Genomic DNA, 14,867 nt, shown 5'->3' with positions numbered 1-14,867 from the left:
GTCTCAAGGATCGCAGACTTTATCTCTTTCCTGGCGACACGCCTCCCGAAAATCTGGCGTCGCTCGTCGGCGAACCCATCAACGTCGAGCGGATCAAGGCAAACTGGAACGATATTCTGCGGCTGGTCACGACGATCCGTTCCGGTCAGGTTCGGCCTTCAACCCTGCTGGCCAAGCTTTCCGCATTCCCGCGTCAGAACGGACTGGCGCTGGCGCTACGGGATCTTGGGCGCATCAATCGGTCCATCTTTCTGCCCCAGTGGTGGCAGAACCCCGAAATGCGCAGGAACGCGACTGCCGGCCTCAACAAGAGCGAATCCCAGAACACCTTGGCCCGCGCGCTGTTCTTCAACCGTCTCGGAGAATTGCGGGACAGGACCTTCGAGAGCCAGTTCTATCGGGCGTCCGGGCTGAACCTGCTCATCAATGCCATCGTCTACTGGAATACGCTCTATCTCGAACCGGCTTTCGCCGAGCTCAATCGAGAAGGCATTCCCACGCCGCCCGACGTGATCAAACACGTCACCCCGCTCGGGTGGCAGCATATCAGTCTCACCGGCGATTACATCTGGACCCCGACGGATAGCGCCGATCTCAGGCCACTGCGGCGCGAAACATCCATTCTCGCTGCGTGACCACCCCATGTTCTCAAACGTCGGACAGATCCATCACTTCGTGGCGTGACACCTTCTCGGAAGCGTGTTGCCCACTATAATGATATAGTGTACTCCCCTATATCATTATGAAGGAGTTTTGGCGATGAGTTCATCCCACGGGCATGCGCATGACCACACCCACCCGCACGATCATGGCCGTTCGCTCGACGCCGCCCATGAGCATTTCTTCCTTGGCGACAACCACGACCGGAACGAGCGGCGCACGTGGCTGGTGATCGCGATCACCGCGACCATGATGGTGGTGGAGATCGTCGCGGGTAATATGTTCGGGTCGATGGCTCTGACGGCGGACGGCTGGCATATGTCCACCCATGCCGCTGCCCTCCTCATCGCTGCGCTGGCCTATCTCTACGCCCGCAAGCACGCCAGTAACCGCCGCTTTTCCTTTGGCACCGGCAAGCTCGGAGACCTCGCAGGCTTTGCGAGTGCCGTGGTGCTGGCGCTGATCGCGCTGCTGATCGGCTGGGAGAGTTTCCTGCGCTTCCAATCACCCGTCGCGATCAATTTCAAGGAAGCCATTATGGTGGCTGTCGTCGGCCTGATTGTGAACCTTGTGTGCGCGTGGCTTCTTAAGGACGACCACCAACACGGGCATGACCATGGCCACGGGCACGCGGCAGGGAAGGATCAAAACCTTCGCGCCGCCTATGTCCACGTGCTGGCTGATGCCCTGACCTCCGTTCTGGCGATTGCCGCGCTAGTCTTCGGCAGCCTCTACGGCTGGCTATGGCTTGATCCGGCAATCGGCATTGTCGGAGCCATCGTGATCGCCCGTTGGTCGTGGGGGCTGATCCGCGACGCAGGCGGTGTGCTTCTCGACTACATTCCGCAGGGCGAAGACCTGCCGGAGGAAATTCAGGAGATCATCGTCAAAGAAGGCGCTGAGATCGTTGATCTTCACATCTGGCAGCTCGGACCTGGCCACCATGGCGCGATCGTCTCGATTGTAGCCGATCACCCTCAAACGCCGTCATACTACCGCGCAAAACTTGCCGCCATCCATGATTTGTCACATGTGACGGTGGAGGTCGAAGCTCGCGCGGCCTAGCCATCAACCGTTGCATCCGAGGAGTATCCGCATGACCCACACCATCCGCGAGAAGCAAAAGCTAATCAACCGCGTACGCCGTATTCGCGGGCAGATGGAAGGCATCGAGCGGATGCTTGATGAGGAAAAGGGCTGCGTCGAGGTCATGCAGTCGATCGCCGGAGCACGGGGTGCGATGAACGGCCTCATGGGCGAGGTGATTGAAGACCACATCCGCATGCACCTTGTCGCAGAGGGGCTTACCCAGAAGGAACGAGATGAAGGCGCGGCCGAACTGATCGACGTCGTCCGCGCCTATCTCAAATAAGGTTCGTAATGAAGAATGACTCGCCCTGCACCGATGTCTGTCGCTTCGACCCACGCAACAAATGGTGCTTGGGCTGCGGCCGGACGGCCGATGAAATCAAGGCTTGGTGCAAACTGTCGCCCTACCACCGCACGACCCTATCGACCGAGTTGAAACGGCGCATGAAGCGCCGGGCTGAATGTCCGTGAAGCTGCCGCCCGCGTGAAGATCGGCAAGACCGCTCTCTACCAAGCGCTCAAAGCCCAGAAATCAACGGCATCAACGCTCAAGCCGACGTGAGGTTCTGTATGCGTTCTCAAAAGTCGGACAGATTCATCACTTTCGTGTCGTGACGCCATACATGTCGTTGGCCGCCTGCAGGGCGACGATCGTGTCCAGAAACAGCCGTAGTGCCTTCGATGTTTCCAGGCGTGCGCTCATATGGCGCTGCTTTTTGCGGTTGTTAACCTGGGAGAACAACCGGCCCATGAGTTTGATAAACATCATCACCGCATCGTCGGTGAGTTTCTGGCCAAGCTTGATGATCTGCGCGACGATCGTCGCACGCCGGCGACTGGCATTGAAGTCGCTGGCCAGCCATGCCGGAGTGGCGTCACCCTCGCGGATCATCTGATCCCACCGCCCGGAAGGGACACGGGTCTGCAAACGGGGATCGATCCCAAGCATCCTCAGGAATGCGATCCGTTCGGTCAGGCCCACCAAGTTTCCCGCGCCTGGTGCCTCCGGCGCTGACCGCAGCCAATGATAGCGCGTCTGGCCAATTGCCGGATCGACGGCCAGCAGTCCATCGAGGGTTCCCAGCGTTTCCGGATCAAGGTCCGTGATCAAAGCGGCTTCGGCTTGACGACGAGCGATGGCACGGGCAGCCAGTCCCATCCGTTCGATCATGTTCGCTGCAGGCAGCAGAACCCGGCGTTCGCGGAAGGTGGTGATGATCGCAGTCGCGATCGTTGCTCCCTTGTCCGTCGCGGCCGCAGCTTCGATTGCCGCCAGCAGCGCAGCACGCCGATCCTCGGCTGTCGGCCCCCTCATCCCCAGATAATCGAGCAGGTGAGCGACATGATTCATGCGCGTCTCTTCACGGCGAGCATAAAGTCCGAATGAAGCGGGATCGGCGCCGATTTGCTCGGCGACATAATTGAGCATCGCTCTGGGTGGCGTCTCGTTGGCCAGGAGCGGACGGCCGGGATAACGCATCAGGCAGAGCTGCACCGCAAAGCCGAGCCGGTTATGCTCGCGTCGCCGAACCTCAATCTCAAGCCGGTCGGCAGACGACAAGAAATAACGGCGGATCAGGCTATCCTCGTCGGTCGGAATGTCGAACAGCGCATGCCGATCCTGAATTTTGAGAAGTTTCCGCTTGGCCATTTGCTACTCCTTACATTTGCGCGCCAATGACCTTGCCCTGTACGGAAAGGTTCGGTTTCGTACAGGGGCGAAACAACCTGTCCACAAATTAGATTGACACAGTAATGAACAGGAGAAATATTCCGGACAGCCTATTCGGACGAAATTAAACCCATGCCACGCACCTTCGCCTATGTCCGCGTCTCCACGACCGGCCAGACCACCGAAAACCAGATTCAGGAAATCGAGGCCGCTGGTTTCCACGTCGAGCCACGCCGCATCATCACTGAGACGATTTCCGGCAGCACAGCCATCGCCCAACGGCGGGGCTTCACCCGGCTTATGGATCGGCTGGAATCAGGGGATGTGCTGATCGTGACAAAGCTCGATCGCCTCGGTCGAGACGCCATAGATGTCAGCACCACGGTCAAGGCGCTGGCCGAAATCGGCGTCCGGGTTCATTGCCTCGCTCTCGGCGGTGTCGATCTCACCAGCTCGGCCGGCACAATGACTATGAACGTCCTCAACGCCGTCGCACAGTTCGAACGGGACTTGCTGATCGAGCGGACGCAATCCGGCCTCAAGCGCGCCAAGTCAGAAGGAAAGACCCTCGGCCGCCCCTCCACCCTGAGCGAAAAACAGAAACAGGAAGTGCGCGAGGATCTCGCGACAGGGATGAGCGTTTCCGCTCTCGCCAGAAAATTCGACACCAGCCGCCAGACCATCATGCGCGTCAGGGATGAAGTGCCCGCTTCGTCCAAGCCACAACTTGAGCACGCACCCGTTTCCCTTTCGCCGTTACCCCGCGCAGCAGGATAGTTTTTTCACGTCCCTGTCGAAGGTCTGAGCCGCAAGCTTCAAGCCTTCGACGGTCGTCAGGTACGGGAAGATCGCCTCCGACAGATCGTCGATCGTCAGGCCGCCGCGGATAGCCAGCGCCGCCGTCTGAATGCTGTCAGCTCCTTCCGGCGCAAGAATATGCGCGCCCAGGAGCTTCCGGCTTGCCCCGTCGGCAACCAGCTTGATCAGGCCGCGTGTATCGCGTGCCGCCAGCGCCCGCGGGACATTGTCGAGGGAAAGAACGGACGTGCGAACCGAATGCCCCGCAACACGCGCCTGCGCCTCGGTCATGCCGACGCTCGCCACCTGTGGGTCTGTGAACACGACAGCAGGCATCGCGGAATTGTCATAGCGCAGGCCATCGCCGTTCAACGCGTTCTTGGCGGCGAGCTTGGCGCCATAGGCGGCCATGTAAACGAACTGATCTTTTCCTGTCACGTCTCCGGCGGCATAGACGCCGGTCTTTGAGGTGCGCATGCGGTCATCGACAATGATGGCGCCGGCCGGCGTTGCGGCAATACCCGCCTCAGCCAAGCCAAGGGTTTCGGTGTTCGGGCGGCGTCCCGTTGCCACGAGAATCCGTTCGGCCGTCAGGATTTCCGGCCGACCGTCCCGCGCGATGGTGAGCGCCACACCGCCGTCATCGGTCTTGCGGATGGATTCGTAGGCGATCCCGCTGACGATCCTGATGCCCTCATCGGCCAGGTAGGTTGCAAGCGCCGATCCGATTTCGGGTTCAGCCTCCGGCAGAAGCCGGCTGCGGAATACGAGCGTCACCGCGACGCCGGCCCGCGCGAACGTCTGGGCAAGCTCCGCACCGATATAGCCGCCGCCAAGCACGATCATCGAGCGCGGCAGTTCGGCCAGGGCCAGCGCCGTCGTGCTGTCGAGCGGCGACACGTCGACGATCCCCGGAATTCCCGGCAGGCCTGGGCGCGCGCCCGTCGCGATGATGATCCGTTCGGAGGCGAGGCGCTGGCCCGCGACCTCGACGCCGCCGTCAACGAGGCGGGCCTGCCCTTCGCGATAGACCACATTGTTATACTCCGGCAGCAGATCAGCGTATTTCGCCTGCCGAAGACCCGCAACCAGGGCGTCTTTCTGGGCAATCTGAGCGGCCCAATCGACGACGCGCGCGCCGCTTTCAATGCCATCGAAGCGGGCTTCCGCATCATTGGCGTGACGCACGGCTTCCGTGGCCCGGATCAGGGCTTTCGAGGGCACACAACCGATATTGACGCAGGTGCCGCCAATCGTGCCGTGCCCGACAAGGGCCACTTGCGCGCCTTGTTCGGCGGCCGTGATCGCGGCAGAGAATCCGGCCGAGCCAGCCCCGACGACTACAAGATCGTAACGGCCGTTGCCTTTGCTGGAACTGGGAGCATCACAAGCTTCGCACATCTAACTTATCCCTGTCGTTTGTCATTGATTGAGCAGCAATCGGCATCAGCCGATGGGCCGGAACGGCGGCGCCGATAAAGGTAAAATGCCGCCAGCCCAATAGCAGCGAGTGCGATCGGGATCAGCACATAGCCGGCTGCAGCGAGCCATGCGGAAACCCCGAAGGAGCCCGCAGCGACCAAAAGAAATGGGGCGGCACAACAAATGACGGCGAGAAGCCCGACACCGCCCATGCCGATGAACTTTCCATCCGTCATGCTGAGCCTCCCTACTGCGAAACCTTGGAGGGATAGCCGGCGTTGGTGGTTGCGGTGATCAACGCAGCGACATTTGTCTTGCCGTCGTCAAACCGCACTTTGGCGATCGCCCCATCTGTCGCCTCCGACACGTCAACCGCGAGCACCCCTGACACGTTGCTGAGCGCCCGCTTCACGATCGGGCCGCAAAGTTCGCAGGTGGCATTGGCGACATTCAGCGTGACGGTCTGCTCGGCGGCAAAAGCGGCGCCACTCGCCAGCAGGGACGCGGTGAGAGCGATAAGGTGTAAAGTTTTCATCAGGAACTCCTTGAGGTTAGGCGGTGAGGAAGAACCGCGCTGCATAGGGAAAGCCCACGGCGACGATGATCAGAATCGTTGCGATCCAAAGGCCCATCTTGGCGTTGCGATGGGACGACGGACGCGCGCAGTAGGAGCCCTCGATGCACTCAGCCGCCCTCGGCTTGCGATAGACGAGATAGAAGCCGTAGCCGAGGCAGGCGAGCGCGATCGTGACGAACACGGGCTGATAGGGCTCGAACGCGGTCAGATTGCCGATCCACGCGCCGCTGATGCCGGCAAAGAACAAGACAAAGGGCACCACGCAGCAGGTTGCCGCGCCCAGTGCCGCCACGATGCCGCCAACCGAGAGCAGCGCTGCCTGATCAAAACCCTTTTCGACGGGCTCCAGGGCCGTATCTGCCAGTGGCCGCGCTTCGTTCTGCATCATCGTTCACATGCTCCCGCAATTGATCTATGGTGACCCTAATGCCTGTAGTAACTACAGGGTCAAGCGGGAAAGTTTCACGGTGTTGTGCGAGCTATGTGATGAAACAGGCTGATGAATTTTCGATCGGCGTCCTGTCCGAACGCAGCGGCGTCAACATCGAGACGATTCGCTATTACGAGAAGATCGGCGTCATGCCGAAACCAGCGCGCAGCGCGGGCGGGTATCGCGTCTACGGCAACGATCACGCAAGGCGGTTGCATTTCGTGCGGCGCGGCCGTGAGCTCGGCTTCAGCCTCGACGAACTGCGTGGACTGCTTCGCCTGGTCGACGGGCATAGCTATACCTGCCGTGAGGTTCATGACCTCACCATCGAACACCTGAAAGATATCCGTCAGAAAATCGCCGATCTACGACGTCTGGAGCGGGCAATGTCGGATATGGCCGCGCAATGCACCGGCAACCAGGTTCCGGAATGCCCGATCATTGATGCTCTATTCGAGATGCGCCCAGTGGGCCGTTCCCGCTCCGTTCGACCTTAGCGCAGGATTTTGAACTGCTCTTGTTCCGACCCCGAATAAGGAAGTCGCCCCCCTCACCCGCGCCGATACCGGCCTGCTGATCGGCCGTGACGCCAAGACGAAAAGGCTGCTGCGCTATGACGGCCCGGCCCATCTGCTGACGATGGCACCGACCAGAACCGGCAAGGGCGTGGGAACCATCATCCCGAATCTGCTGACCGCCGACCGCTCCATGATCTGCATCGATCCCAAAGGTGAGAATGCCAGGATCGCCGGCCGCGCCCGCCAGAAGTTCGGACCGGTCCATATTCTCGACCCCTTCGGCGTCACCGGCCTGCCTTCGGCCGCCTTCAATCCACTCGACCAGCTCGACCCGGCCGGCCTCGATGTCGCGGAAGATGCAAGCACCCTGGCCGACGCTCTCGTGTTCGATGAGCCGGGCATGGCCGGGGAGGCCCATTGGAACGAGGAAGCCAAGGCGCTGATTGGCGGCCTGATCCTCCATATCGTCGCCCAGGAGCCGCGTGAGCGCCGAAACCTCGCCACCCTGCGCGAAAGCCTCACTCTCGCCCCGGAAATCTTCGCCGCACTCCTGAAGGAAATGCAGGCGTCACCCGAAGCGGCCGGCCTGGTCGCCCGCGCCGCAAATCGTCATCTCGGAAAATCCGACCGGGAAGCCGCCGGCGTCCTGTCGGCCACACAGCGCCATACCCATTTCCTCGATTCGCCCCGCATGACAGCCGTACTCGGCCGCTCCGATTTCCGCTTTGCCGATCTCAAGCGCCGCAGCGTCTCCGTTTTCCTCGTCCTGCCGCCCGATCGCCTTTCGACCTATTCACGCTGGCTGCGCCTGCTCGTCGCGCAAAGCCTCACCGACATGGCCCGCGATCCCGGCAAGCCCGCCGTTCCGGTTCTCTATCTGCTGGACGAGTTCGCCGCCCTCGGGCACCTGGCCCCCATCGAGCGCGCAATGGGCCTCATGGCCGGCTACGGCGTCCAGCTCTGGCCGATCCTGCAGGACGTTCACCAGCTCCGCGCCACTTACGGCCAGCGCGCCGGCACCTTCCTGTCAAACGCCGGCGTCCTACAGGTCTTCGGCGTCAACGATCACGACAGCGCCCGACTTGTCTCCGATCTCCTTGGGCAGGAAACCGTTGTGTTCCAGACCATGAGCCGGGCGCTCGATTCCGATAAATCCGGCATTTCCTACGGCGAGCAACACACCGCCCGCCCGCTGCTGACCCCGGATGAGGTCCGCAACCTGCCGCAGAATCTCGAATTGCTGTTCCTGGCCGGGCAACGGCCGATCGTTGCCGGCAAGCTCGCCTATTACGCCGATGCAGAGTTCAAAGGGCTGTTCGACCAGGCATGAAGGATGAAACCATGACCGATACTGACGCACCCGAATGGCCCGATCCCACCGACAAGGCTCATGCCGTCGAACAAGCCAAGCAACTCCGCGACCAGGCCGCCAAGGGCGGCTTGCGGTTTGAAGCCTATTTGCCGCCGTCGCTGGCGCTATGGCTGCTCGACAGGATCGAGCGCGGGCAATTCCTCGATCCGTCCGAAGCCGTGTTCGTGACCTTGGGCGAGCATAAGGAGCTGGAACCCCATGCCGATCTGCGCCGGGAACTGCTCAAGCGCAGCATACAGCCGGCCGCCGATGATCCACGGCCAGGTATTTCGGGCGAGGAAATGAAAGCCCTGCTGCGCGAGAAGCGCAAAGCCCCCCTGCCCGAGCCGGCCAGATGGGAAAAGCGGTCCCGGCGCTGACGCACCGGGGCTTTGTCACTGGCGGCCCTCCGGCTCACTACAGCGCGACGTGGGGGCGCGTTCGCCTCCGGGCCGGTCGCGGGGTTGCGCCTATGCGGCCTCGGCAATATCGAGCCTCACCGCAAGCCCGGCCTGGGTGGCAAGATTAATCAGCGTATCGAGGCTGAAATTCGTGATCCGGCCGCGCAGCAGGTCGTTAAGCCGGGGCTGCGTGATCCCGAGACGCCGTGCCGCTTCGGCCTGGGTGACGCCCCAACTCCGTACCCGCTGCTCAACGGCAATCAACAGATTGGAACGCATGGTCATGTTCGCGGCCTCGGCCGGCGTATCTTCCAGTGCATCCCATACATTCGCAAAGCTCTGACGTTCCATTGTCACGCCTCCGCTAGATTTGCCGCAACCGGGTCGCGGCTAGGTCCAAATCTCGTTTCGCCGTCTGCTGCGTCTTCTTCTGAAAGGCGTGCAGCACATAGACGGCATCCTCTATCTTGGCGATGTAGAGCACCCGGAAGGCTCCGGCCTCGTCACGGATGCGGATTTCCCGCACCCCCTGCCCTACACTCGCCATCGGCTTCCAGTCGCTCGGTTCAAAACCCTGCTGAACCTTGTGAAGCTGGACACCGGCCTCTTTCCGCGCCGTCTCGGGAAACTCCCGCAACTGCTCAAGGGAATCCCCAAGAAATTCGAGCCGCTTCATGTCAGCCATGAACCCTTTATATCAAAGTTTGTATAAACGAACAAGCGAAACCGTTACTGCTCGCCTTCGCCAAGTGCGCTCATTGCTCGTTCGATCGTCTCGGCAAGCGTGATCTCGTGGCGGTCCGCATAGGCATAGATCGCCTCGATAGTGTCGGCCCGTAGCCGGGTTGCGAACTGCTCCGTGCGGCCTGTCTTGCGCCGCGTGCGGCGCTGGGGTCGCCCAGGAGAAGACGGGAATAGCTCGGCGGCTTTCGGAGTTTCGCGGAAGCCCGCAGCGCGTGCGGCCGCTTTGACCGCGTTCGGATCGACGGGCGGCACTGGCGGCGTGTTGAGTTCATCGCCAAAGTCGAGCGTCGCGCGTTTCTTGTCGTCGCCGGTCATGCTGCGGTCCCTCCCCTAATGGCGTTGATGACGGCTTGCGCGTATTCGCGGGCGTTTTCTTTGGCTGTCTCCAGCCCCGACACATCGGCCGCTTCCAGCTCGTGCAGCGTGCCGCCCAGGGAAAACAAGGTCCGATAGGCCGCCCGGTCGATCAAAGTCGCTGGCAGCACCGGGACCGCAGCGCCGGTAAACTGCCGCTCTATGTCGCGCGCCGTGCGCTCGCGGATCGCGGGTGGCACGCGGGTAAAGAACACCCGATATGGAATTTCCCGGTTCGCCACCTTCCACATTTGGCGCACCAGCTTGACCGATTTCGCGGCCTCGGCTGCATCGAGAACCGAGCTTTGCAGCGGAATCAGAACCAAATCTGACCGGGCGACGGCGAAGCCGACGCGATCAGTTGCGGTCCCTTCTAGGTCAACTATGACGAAATCGGCTTCGGCGCGGGCATCCTCGATCGTGTCTATGATTGTTTCGGCCGAGTCATCGACTATGAGCCGCAGGGATTCCGGAACCGGGCGAAGCTGCGACCAGGCTACAAGGGGTCTGTTGGGGTCTGCGTCGATCAACGCGACCTTGCGGCCCGCCGCGACTAGCTCGCCGGCGAGGACAACGGCCGAAGTCGTTTTGCCAACCCCGCCTTTGCTCGAAACAAATGATATGACCGCCATACACCCTCCGCGCATCTAATGACCAGCAGCATGTTAGCTGCATGCTATTTATAAGCTGTTAAGCAGCCGCTTACAACCGTATTGCAAATAGCTATCCGCTAGCAAACAGCTATCACGTTAGGCGCAGCCGTGCCCCTTGTTCCCTCTCGAAAGCCCATGTGACATTGGCCGCAGGCGAAGCGGTAGGGATTTTGCTCTGAGGGTGCCGGACCGGACCGCCTATTACGCGGTCCGGAACCGCCGCAGGGCCGCGTGAGCGGCCCGAACAGCGGCGACCGCCTATGTTTTCACATAGAGAATAGAATTAGAGGGGGATTCAGTCTGGTTATCGGACTCACGTTTCATGAAGGTCTTTGCCATCCTCACAAGAGCCTGCCCAAGCGGGCTATCGCCGGCATCGAGCTGCGTTCGCTCATCGAGGGGCAGAGCGTTCTTGTAGGCGTCGATCGCCTCGCTCCATGCCTGCTGATCCTGTCCATGATCCGCAGGCGGGGGAGGGGCCTTGCCGAACCGGCCAAGGAACTGCCGGGCCTTTTCCGGCAGGGACAGGCGGTAGGCGTTGCTCGCCTGCTGCACCTGGGGGCCGCGCCCCTCGTTCCCGGTCGGCTCGTAGCGCCGCAGCCAGTCGATGAAACCATGCGCCCGCAGGTTCTTCAGCGCCCGCACGATCGTATCGCGCGAGCGGCCCAGGCGGTCCATGATTGTGCTGATAGACGGCTCTAGCCGGCCGGTGCGGAAGTCGATGAGATTAACGAACAGCCGCAGCACGTCGAGCGCAATCGACCCTAACGGGCCGCTGCGCTCGCCCTTCTTCTCGCGCAAACCGACCTCGTTGTAGATTTCGGCCGCCCTCAAGATCGCCTGCACGTCCTTGCGCGTCGTCGCCTGCCAGATACGGCCCTCCGATCGCCCCTTGAAATAGCTGCGCCGGCGAACCGGCGTCGGGCACTTATCGGCCGGAGGAGGCAGGACCAGGCCAAGCGCAGCCTGTCCCGATCCGCGCCACGCGGCCCGGCGCTCCTGGGCGAGCGTGGAAAGCTGGCCGGCGTCTTCTTCGGAGAGTTGGCCGGCGCTGTAGCGCGTCCAGACCTCCCGCATGATTTCATCAAGCGCGTTCGCACGCGCGCAGCCAATCGCGGCCGCAATTTGCGTCCTCAACATCTGTCCTTCGTCCTTCCATTCGGAGGACATGACGGCGCGGACGGCGGACAAAGATTCCCCGTTCCCGGCGAGACTCACTCTTGCCGGGTGGTTCACTCTCGACTATGTTAGGGGCTGTTCAGGCGGTCCTAACATAGCCGTTTCCGAAATCCGAAAACCCCTTGCCGCTGCTAACGGCTAGGGGTTTTTCATTTCATGCCCTCGGGTGCTTTCTCGATATAAAACCTCAAAGCTTCTTCGATAATCGGCGCGCGACCAAGCTCGCCCCGCTGTTCCTTGATCTTGTCGATTTGCGCGAGAAGATCAGTCGGAACATACGTAGTCAGCGCGATACGACCGGCCGCAAGCTGCCGTGCCCGATGGGCGGCAACATCCTTCCGAATCTTTTCTGTATTGCGCTTCATGCTTAGCAGTAAGGGGAGATTTGCCCGATTCTGCAACCCCGAATCTCCAAAGTGTAGAAACATCGCGCAAGTCGGATGCTCTGATGTGCAATCCAGGCAAGGCTTCAAGCCCGATTTGAAGTCGATTCAAGCGCCCGATAGAGGGTTGCGCGATGCACGCCCAGGAGCCGGGCAACTTCTGTAACCGGCTTCTTTTCCTCATTGATGAGCTGGCGCGCGTGCGCGATCTGCTCAACCGTGAGGGCAGGGGAGGGGCCGAAGCGAACGCCCCGCGCCTTCGCCGCGATCCGGCCGGCGCTCGTGCGCTCCACGATCAAGGCCCGCTCGAACTCGGCCATGCCGGCGAACACGGTCAACACCATGCGGCCGGCCGGCGTCGTCGTGTCGGCCCAAGGCTCGGCCAGCGAGCGCAGGCCAGCGCCGGCCTCTTTAATCCGCTCCGCGATCGCCAGAAGGTCGCCGGTCGATCGGGCGAGGCGGTCTAGCCGGGTGATCGTCACCACGTCGCCGGCGCGCAGATGGTCGAGCACCCGCGCCAGCTCGGGCCGGTCTCGCTTCGCCCCGGATGCCTTTTCCTCAAAGATGCGGATGCAGCCAGCCGCGCCAAGGGCGGCCCGCTGCTGGTCGAGGTCCTGGCCGCGCGTCGAGACGCGGGCATAGCCGATGAACACCCGGCCGGCGTCGGAATCTGATTGGCTAATCACGGCTCCCCCTGTCGCAAATCATGTTGCAGGTATTTTAGCACTTGCGACAAAGATATGCGACAGTGGTGCTTTCAGCTAAGGCTCTGAAACACAAGGGATTCAGACTTTCCTGCCAAAGTGCTGCTTAACTTAGGAGTTCTGCGACAACAGCCTCTCTAATAGAAAAGCCCGATCCGCTCGGTTTCTGGCTTGATCTCTTATTATTTTGCCGCAATATGGCAACGATCAACCGGACCCGCACCGCGGGTGGCCTTCTCCAAGCGCCTATCCCCTGGCAACCAGCTAGCTCCCTGCAACCATCTGACCAGATTGGTGCACCGTGAGCATTCCGATTGGACCCCTTCATGACAGCGATCGACTGATCACGCGCGCCAGCGTTCAACGCTTTGCGCACCTTTTCGTGTGACATGGCGGTCGGCGGCTTGATGGGGCGAGTTTTGGAGGTTCCTCCCCCCATCGTTGACGAACTCCAGTCCAAGCGCAACGCCGACGGGCGTCGTCGCCATTCGGCTCAATGAGGCGAAGCCCGCGTCGTTGACGAGAGTGGCTCCCCCGTCCCTTGATGCGGTCCCCTATTGCCGGAAGCCGTCTGGCTGGCAGACCAAGCCTGGGCAGCCACCTGCACCGGGTCCCACGGACTGCTGAATGGTGGCGTATAGCTGAGGTCCATGTCGTTGAGCTGCTCGACGCTCGCATTCTGAAAAAGCGCCGCCGCAACGATGTCGATCCGCTTGGAGATCTCCGCCTTTCGGTGACCGAGAATCTGTGCGCCGAGCAGCCGGCCGGTCTGGCGATCGCCGGTCATGCGGATGTGGAGAGTCACCGCGCCCGGGTAGTATGCCTTGTGGTCGTTTGCTTCCATTGGCACGGTCAGCGGATCGAAACCACCGTTCCGCGCTTCGTGATCCATGAGGCCCGTTCGGGCGATCGCAAGGTCGAAAACTTTGAGACTCTGGGTGCCGAGCGCGCCGGCGAACTCCCGGTCGCCACCCAGAGCATTCTCGCCGGCTATCCGACCCTGCTTGTGAGCGATGGTCCCGAGCGAAATATAGACCGGCTGGTCGAGGAGGCGATGATAGGTCTCCACGCAGTCGCCGGCGGCGAGCACATCGGGCAGGCTTGTTTGCATCCGGTGCGTGACGGCGATGGCGCCGCGCACCCCGAGTTCTGCGCCCGCTCGGCGGGCCAAATCGCTCGCCGGCCGCACACCAACCGCCAGGATCACCATATCCGCGGGGTGCTGGGTGCCCGCCGAGTCCGTCACCAACAAGCGCGGGCTCGTGCTGTCCCCGGACTGTTGTTCGATCCGAGTGGCGCTGAGGCCGGTCAGGACACGCACGCCATGCCGCCGCAGCTCGTCCCCGACCAGGACGCCAAGCGCCGGGTCCACCGTCGGAAGCACCGTTTCGGTGCGACTGAGCAGAGTTACCTCAAGACCTCGCTGGGTGAGCGCGTCGGCCATCTCGAGCCCGATGTAACCGGCGCCGATGAGCACCGCGGTCCGCGGCTCCCGCTCCGTCAGGTGCTTGTGAACCGCGAAGCTGTCATTCATCGTGTGCAGCAGGAACACACCGTCCAACTCGCTTCCAGGCAGCTCGGGACGCATCGGCGCCGCCCCCGTTGCCACGATCAGGCGATCATACCGGATCGTCTGCTCCGTTCCCGCGTGCTCGACCAAAACCGCTTTCCCCCGCGCGTCGATCGACCGTGCCGTATGCCCGCGCAAGATCCGTATTCCGGGAAACTCGGTGCGATGAGCGAGTTGGCGCCAATCAGGCGTTTCTCCGCTGAGATAATAAGGCAGTCCGCAGATGCTGAAGTTGGGATAGTCGTCCGCCAGCACGAGCGTGACTTCAGCACCCGGCTCGAGTTCGTGGGCGCGTAGCGCCGCGCTAATGCCGGCATCGCTGCCGCCGATGATGAGTAACTGCATAACAAACCTCCAAGAGC

At 61.8% G+C, this 14,867-nt stretch carries 19 protein-coding genes and 2 pseudogenes; 8 read left to right on the top strand and 13 right to left on the bottom strand.

Going from position 1 to position 14,867, the window contains the following annotated elements:
• The 4 genes from BHD07_RS31680 to BHD07_RS31665 all read left to right on the top strand — a co-directional run.
• Positions 1-635, top strand: a 635-nt coding sequence (locus BHD07_RS31680) for a Tn3 family transposase (protein ID WP_338284312.1), incomplete at its 5' end; no start/stop codon positions are given.
• Between the two features lie 124 nt (positions 636-759).
• Positions 760-1,725: a CDF family Co(II)/Ni(II) efflux transporter DmeF gene (gene dmeF / locus BHD07_RS31675; RefSeq protein WP_094574555.1), complete on the top strand. Its 966-nt coding sequence runs from the start codon at positions 760-762 to the stop codon at positions 1,723-1,725.
• 31 nt (positions 1,726-1,756) lie between these two features.
• Positions 1,757-2,032: a metal/formaldehyde-sensitive transcriptional repressor gene (locus tag BHD07_RS31670; protein ID WP_094574557.1), complete on the top strand. Its 276-nt coding sequence runs from the start codon at positions 1,757-1,759 to the stop codon at positions 2,030-2,032.
• An 8-nt stretch (positions 2,033-2,040) separates the two neighbouring features.
• Positions 2,041-2,220: a DUF1289 domain-containing protein gene (locus BHD07_RS31665; RefSeq protein ID WP_094574559.1), complete on the top strand. Its 180-nt coding sequence runs from the start codon at positions 2,041-2,043 to the stop codon at positions 2,218-2,220.
• Positions 2,221-2,374: 154 nt separating this feature from the next.
• On the opposite strand, the pseudogene BHD07_RS31660 reads toward BHD07_RS31665, so the two are convergent.
• Positions 2,375-3,400 (bottom strand): annotated as a pseudogene (locus BHD07_RS31660) (DUF4158 domain-containing protein); the annotation flags it as partial.
• 153 nt (positions 3,401-3,553) lie between these two features.
• Between BHD07_RS31660 and BHD07_RS31655 the strand changes: the two are divergent.
• Positions 3,554-4,198, top strand: coding sequence for a recombinase family protein (locus BHD07_RS31655; protein ID WP_062654055.1), 645 nt, complete (start codon positions 3,554-3,556; stop codon positions 4,196-4,198).
• On the opposite strand, the gene merA is transcribed toward BHD07_RS31655, so the two are convergent.
• The 4 genes from merA to BHD07_RS31635 are packed head-to-tail and all read right to left on the bottom strand — an operon-like array spanning position 4,178 to position 6,606.
• A complete protein-coding gene (gene merA / locus BHD07_RS31650) occupies positions 4,178-5,620 on the bottom strand; it encodes a mercury(II) reductase (RefSeq protein ID WP_052642669.1) in 1,443 nt (480 codons plus the stop codon). The two genes, BHD07_RS31655 and merA, sit on opposite strands and share 21 nt — an antisense overlap.
• Before the next feature lie 5 nt (positions 5,621-5,625).
• A complete protein-coding gene (locus BHD07_RS31645) occupies positions 5,626-5,877 on the bottom strand; it encodes a mercury resistance system transport protein MerF (RefSeq protein WP_052642671.1) in 252 nt (83 codons plus the stop codon).
• 11 nt (positions 5,878-5,888) lie between these two features.
• Complete coding sequence (locus BHD07_RS31640; RefSeq protein ID WP_077548684.1) at positions 5,889-6,176, bottom strand: cation transporter; 288 nt, start codon at positions 6,174-6,176, stop codon at positions 5,889-5,891.
• Between the two features lie 16 nt (positions 6,177-6,192).
• Positions 6,193-6,606 carry a mercuric transporter MerT family protein gene (locus BHD07_RS31635; RefSeq protein ID WP_052642675.1) on the bottom strand — a complete coding sequence of 138 codons (414 nt, stop codon included), beginning with the start codon at positions 6,604-6,606 and terminating at the stop codon, positions 6,193-6,195.
• A 98-nt stretch (positions 6,607-6,704) separates the two neighbouring features.
• On the opposite strand from BHD07_RS31635, the gene BHD07_RS31630 reads away from it, so the two are divergent.
• The 3 genes and pseudogenes from BHD07_RS31630 (at position 6,705) to BHD07_RS31620 (ending at position 8,897) form a co-directional block, all read left to right on the top strand.
• Positions 6,705-7,145: a MerR family transcriptional regulator gene (locus BHD07_RS31630; protein ID WP_052642677.1), complete on the top strand. Its 441-nt coding sequence runs from the start codon at positions 6,705-6,707 to the stop codon at positions 7,143-7,145.
• A gap of 34 nt (positions 7,146-7,179) precedes the next feature.
• Positions 7,180-8,496 (top strand): annotated as a pseudogene (locus tag BHD07_RS31625) (type IV secretory system conjugative DNA transfer family protein); the annotation flags it as partial.
• An 11-nt stretch (positions 8,497-8,507) separates the two neighbouring features.
• On the top strand, positions 8,508-8,897 hold the full coding sequence (locus BHD07_RS31620; protein WP_151678947.1) for a hypothetical protein: 390 nt from the start codon (positions 8,508-8,510) through the stop codon (positions 8,895-8,897).
• Positions 8,898-8,987: 90 nt separating this feature from the next.
• Here BHD07_RS31620 and BHD07_RS31615 read toward each other — a convergent pair whose 3' ends face one another.
• The 8 genes from BHD07_RS31615 to BHD07_RS31580 form a co-directional block, all read right to left on the bottom strand.
• Positions 8,988-9,269, bottom strand: a complete 282-nt coding sequence (locus BHD07_RS31615) for a helix-turn-helix domain-containing protein (RefSeq protein WP_008878354.1) — start codon at positions 9,267-9,269, stop codon at positions 8,988-8,990.
• A gap of 13 nt (positions 9,270-9,282) precedes the next feature.
• Positions 9,283-9,594, bottom strand: a complete 312-nt coding sequence (locus BHD07_RS31610) for a type II toxin-antitoxin system RelE/ParE family toxin (RefSeq protein WP_025031074.1) — start codon at positions 9,592-9,594, stop codon at positions 9,283-9,285.
• Positions 9,595-9,647: 53 nt separating this feature from the next.
• Positions 9,648-9,977: a stability/partitioning determinant gene (locus tag BHD07_RS31605; RefSeq protein WP_151654208.1), complete on the bottom strand. Its 330-nt coding sequence runs from the start codon at positions 9,975-9,977 to the stop codon at positions 9,648-9,650.
• Positions 9,974-10,648 carry a ParA family protein gene (locus BHD07_RS31600; RefSeq protein ID WP_151654210.1) on the bottom strand — a complete coding sequence of 225 codons (675 nt, stop codon included), beginning with the start codon at positions 10,646-10,648 and terminating at the stop codon, positions 9,974-9,976. The genes BHD07_RS31605 and BHD07_RS31600 overlap by 4 nt, the downstream gene beginning before the upstream one ends.
• 279 nt (positions 10,649-10,927) lie before the next feature.
• Positions 10,928-11,809 (bottom strand): helix-turn-helix domain-containing protein, encoded by an 882-nt coding sequence (locus BHD07_RS31595; RefSeq protein ID WP_151678948.1) that lies wholly within the window; start codon positions 11,807-11,809, stop codon positions 10,928-10,930.
• Positions 11,810-11,997: 188 nt separating this feature from the next.
• Positions 11,998-12,213, bottom strand: coding sequence for a ribbon-helix-helix protein, CopG family (locus tag BHD07_RS31590; RefSeq protein ID WP_147181830.1), 216 nt, complete (start codon positions 12,211-12,213; stop codon positions 11,998-12,000).
• A gap of 104 nt (positions 12,214-12,317) precedes the next feature.
• Positions 12,318-12,884 (bottom strand): recombinase family protein, encoded by a 567-nt coding sequence (locus tag BHD07_RS31585; protein ID WP_151678949.1) that lies wholly within the window; start codon positions 12,882-12,884, stop codon positions 12,318-12,320.
• 544 nt (positions 12,885-13,428) lie between these two features.
• Positions 13,429-14,850 (bottom strand): FAD-dependent oxidoreductase, encoded by a 1,422-nt coding sequence (locus BHD07_RS31580; RefSeq protein ID WP_338284311.1) that lies wholly within the window; start codon positions 14,848-14,850, stop codon positions 13,429-13,431.
• Positions 14,851-14,867 lie beyond the last annotated feature (17 nt).

Source organism: Sinorhizobium sp. KGO-5, assembly GCF_036245905.1.
Classification (GTDB): domain Bacteria; phylum Pseudomonadota; class Alphaproteobacteria; order Rhizobiales; family Rhizobiaceae; genus Sinorhizobium; species Sinorhizobium meliloti_A.
This window is presented reverse-complemented; position numbering and strand designations above follow the sequence as displayed.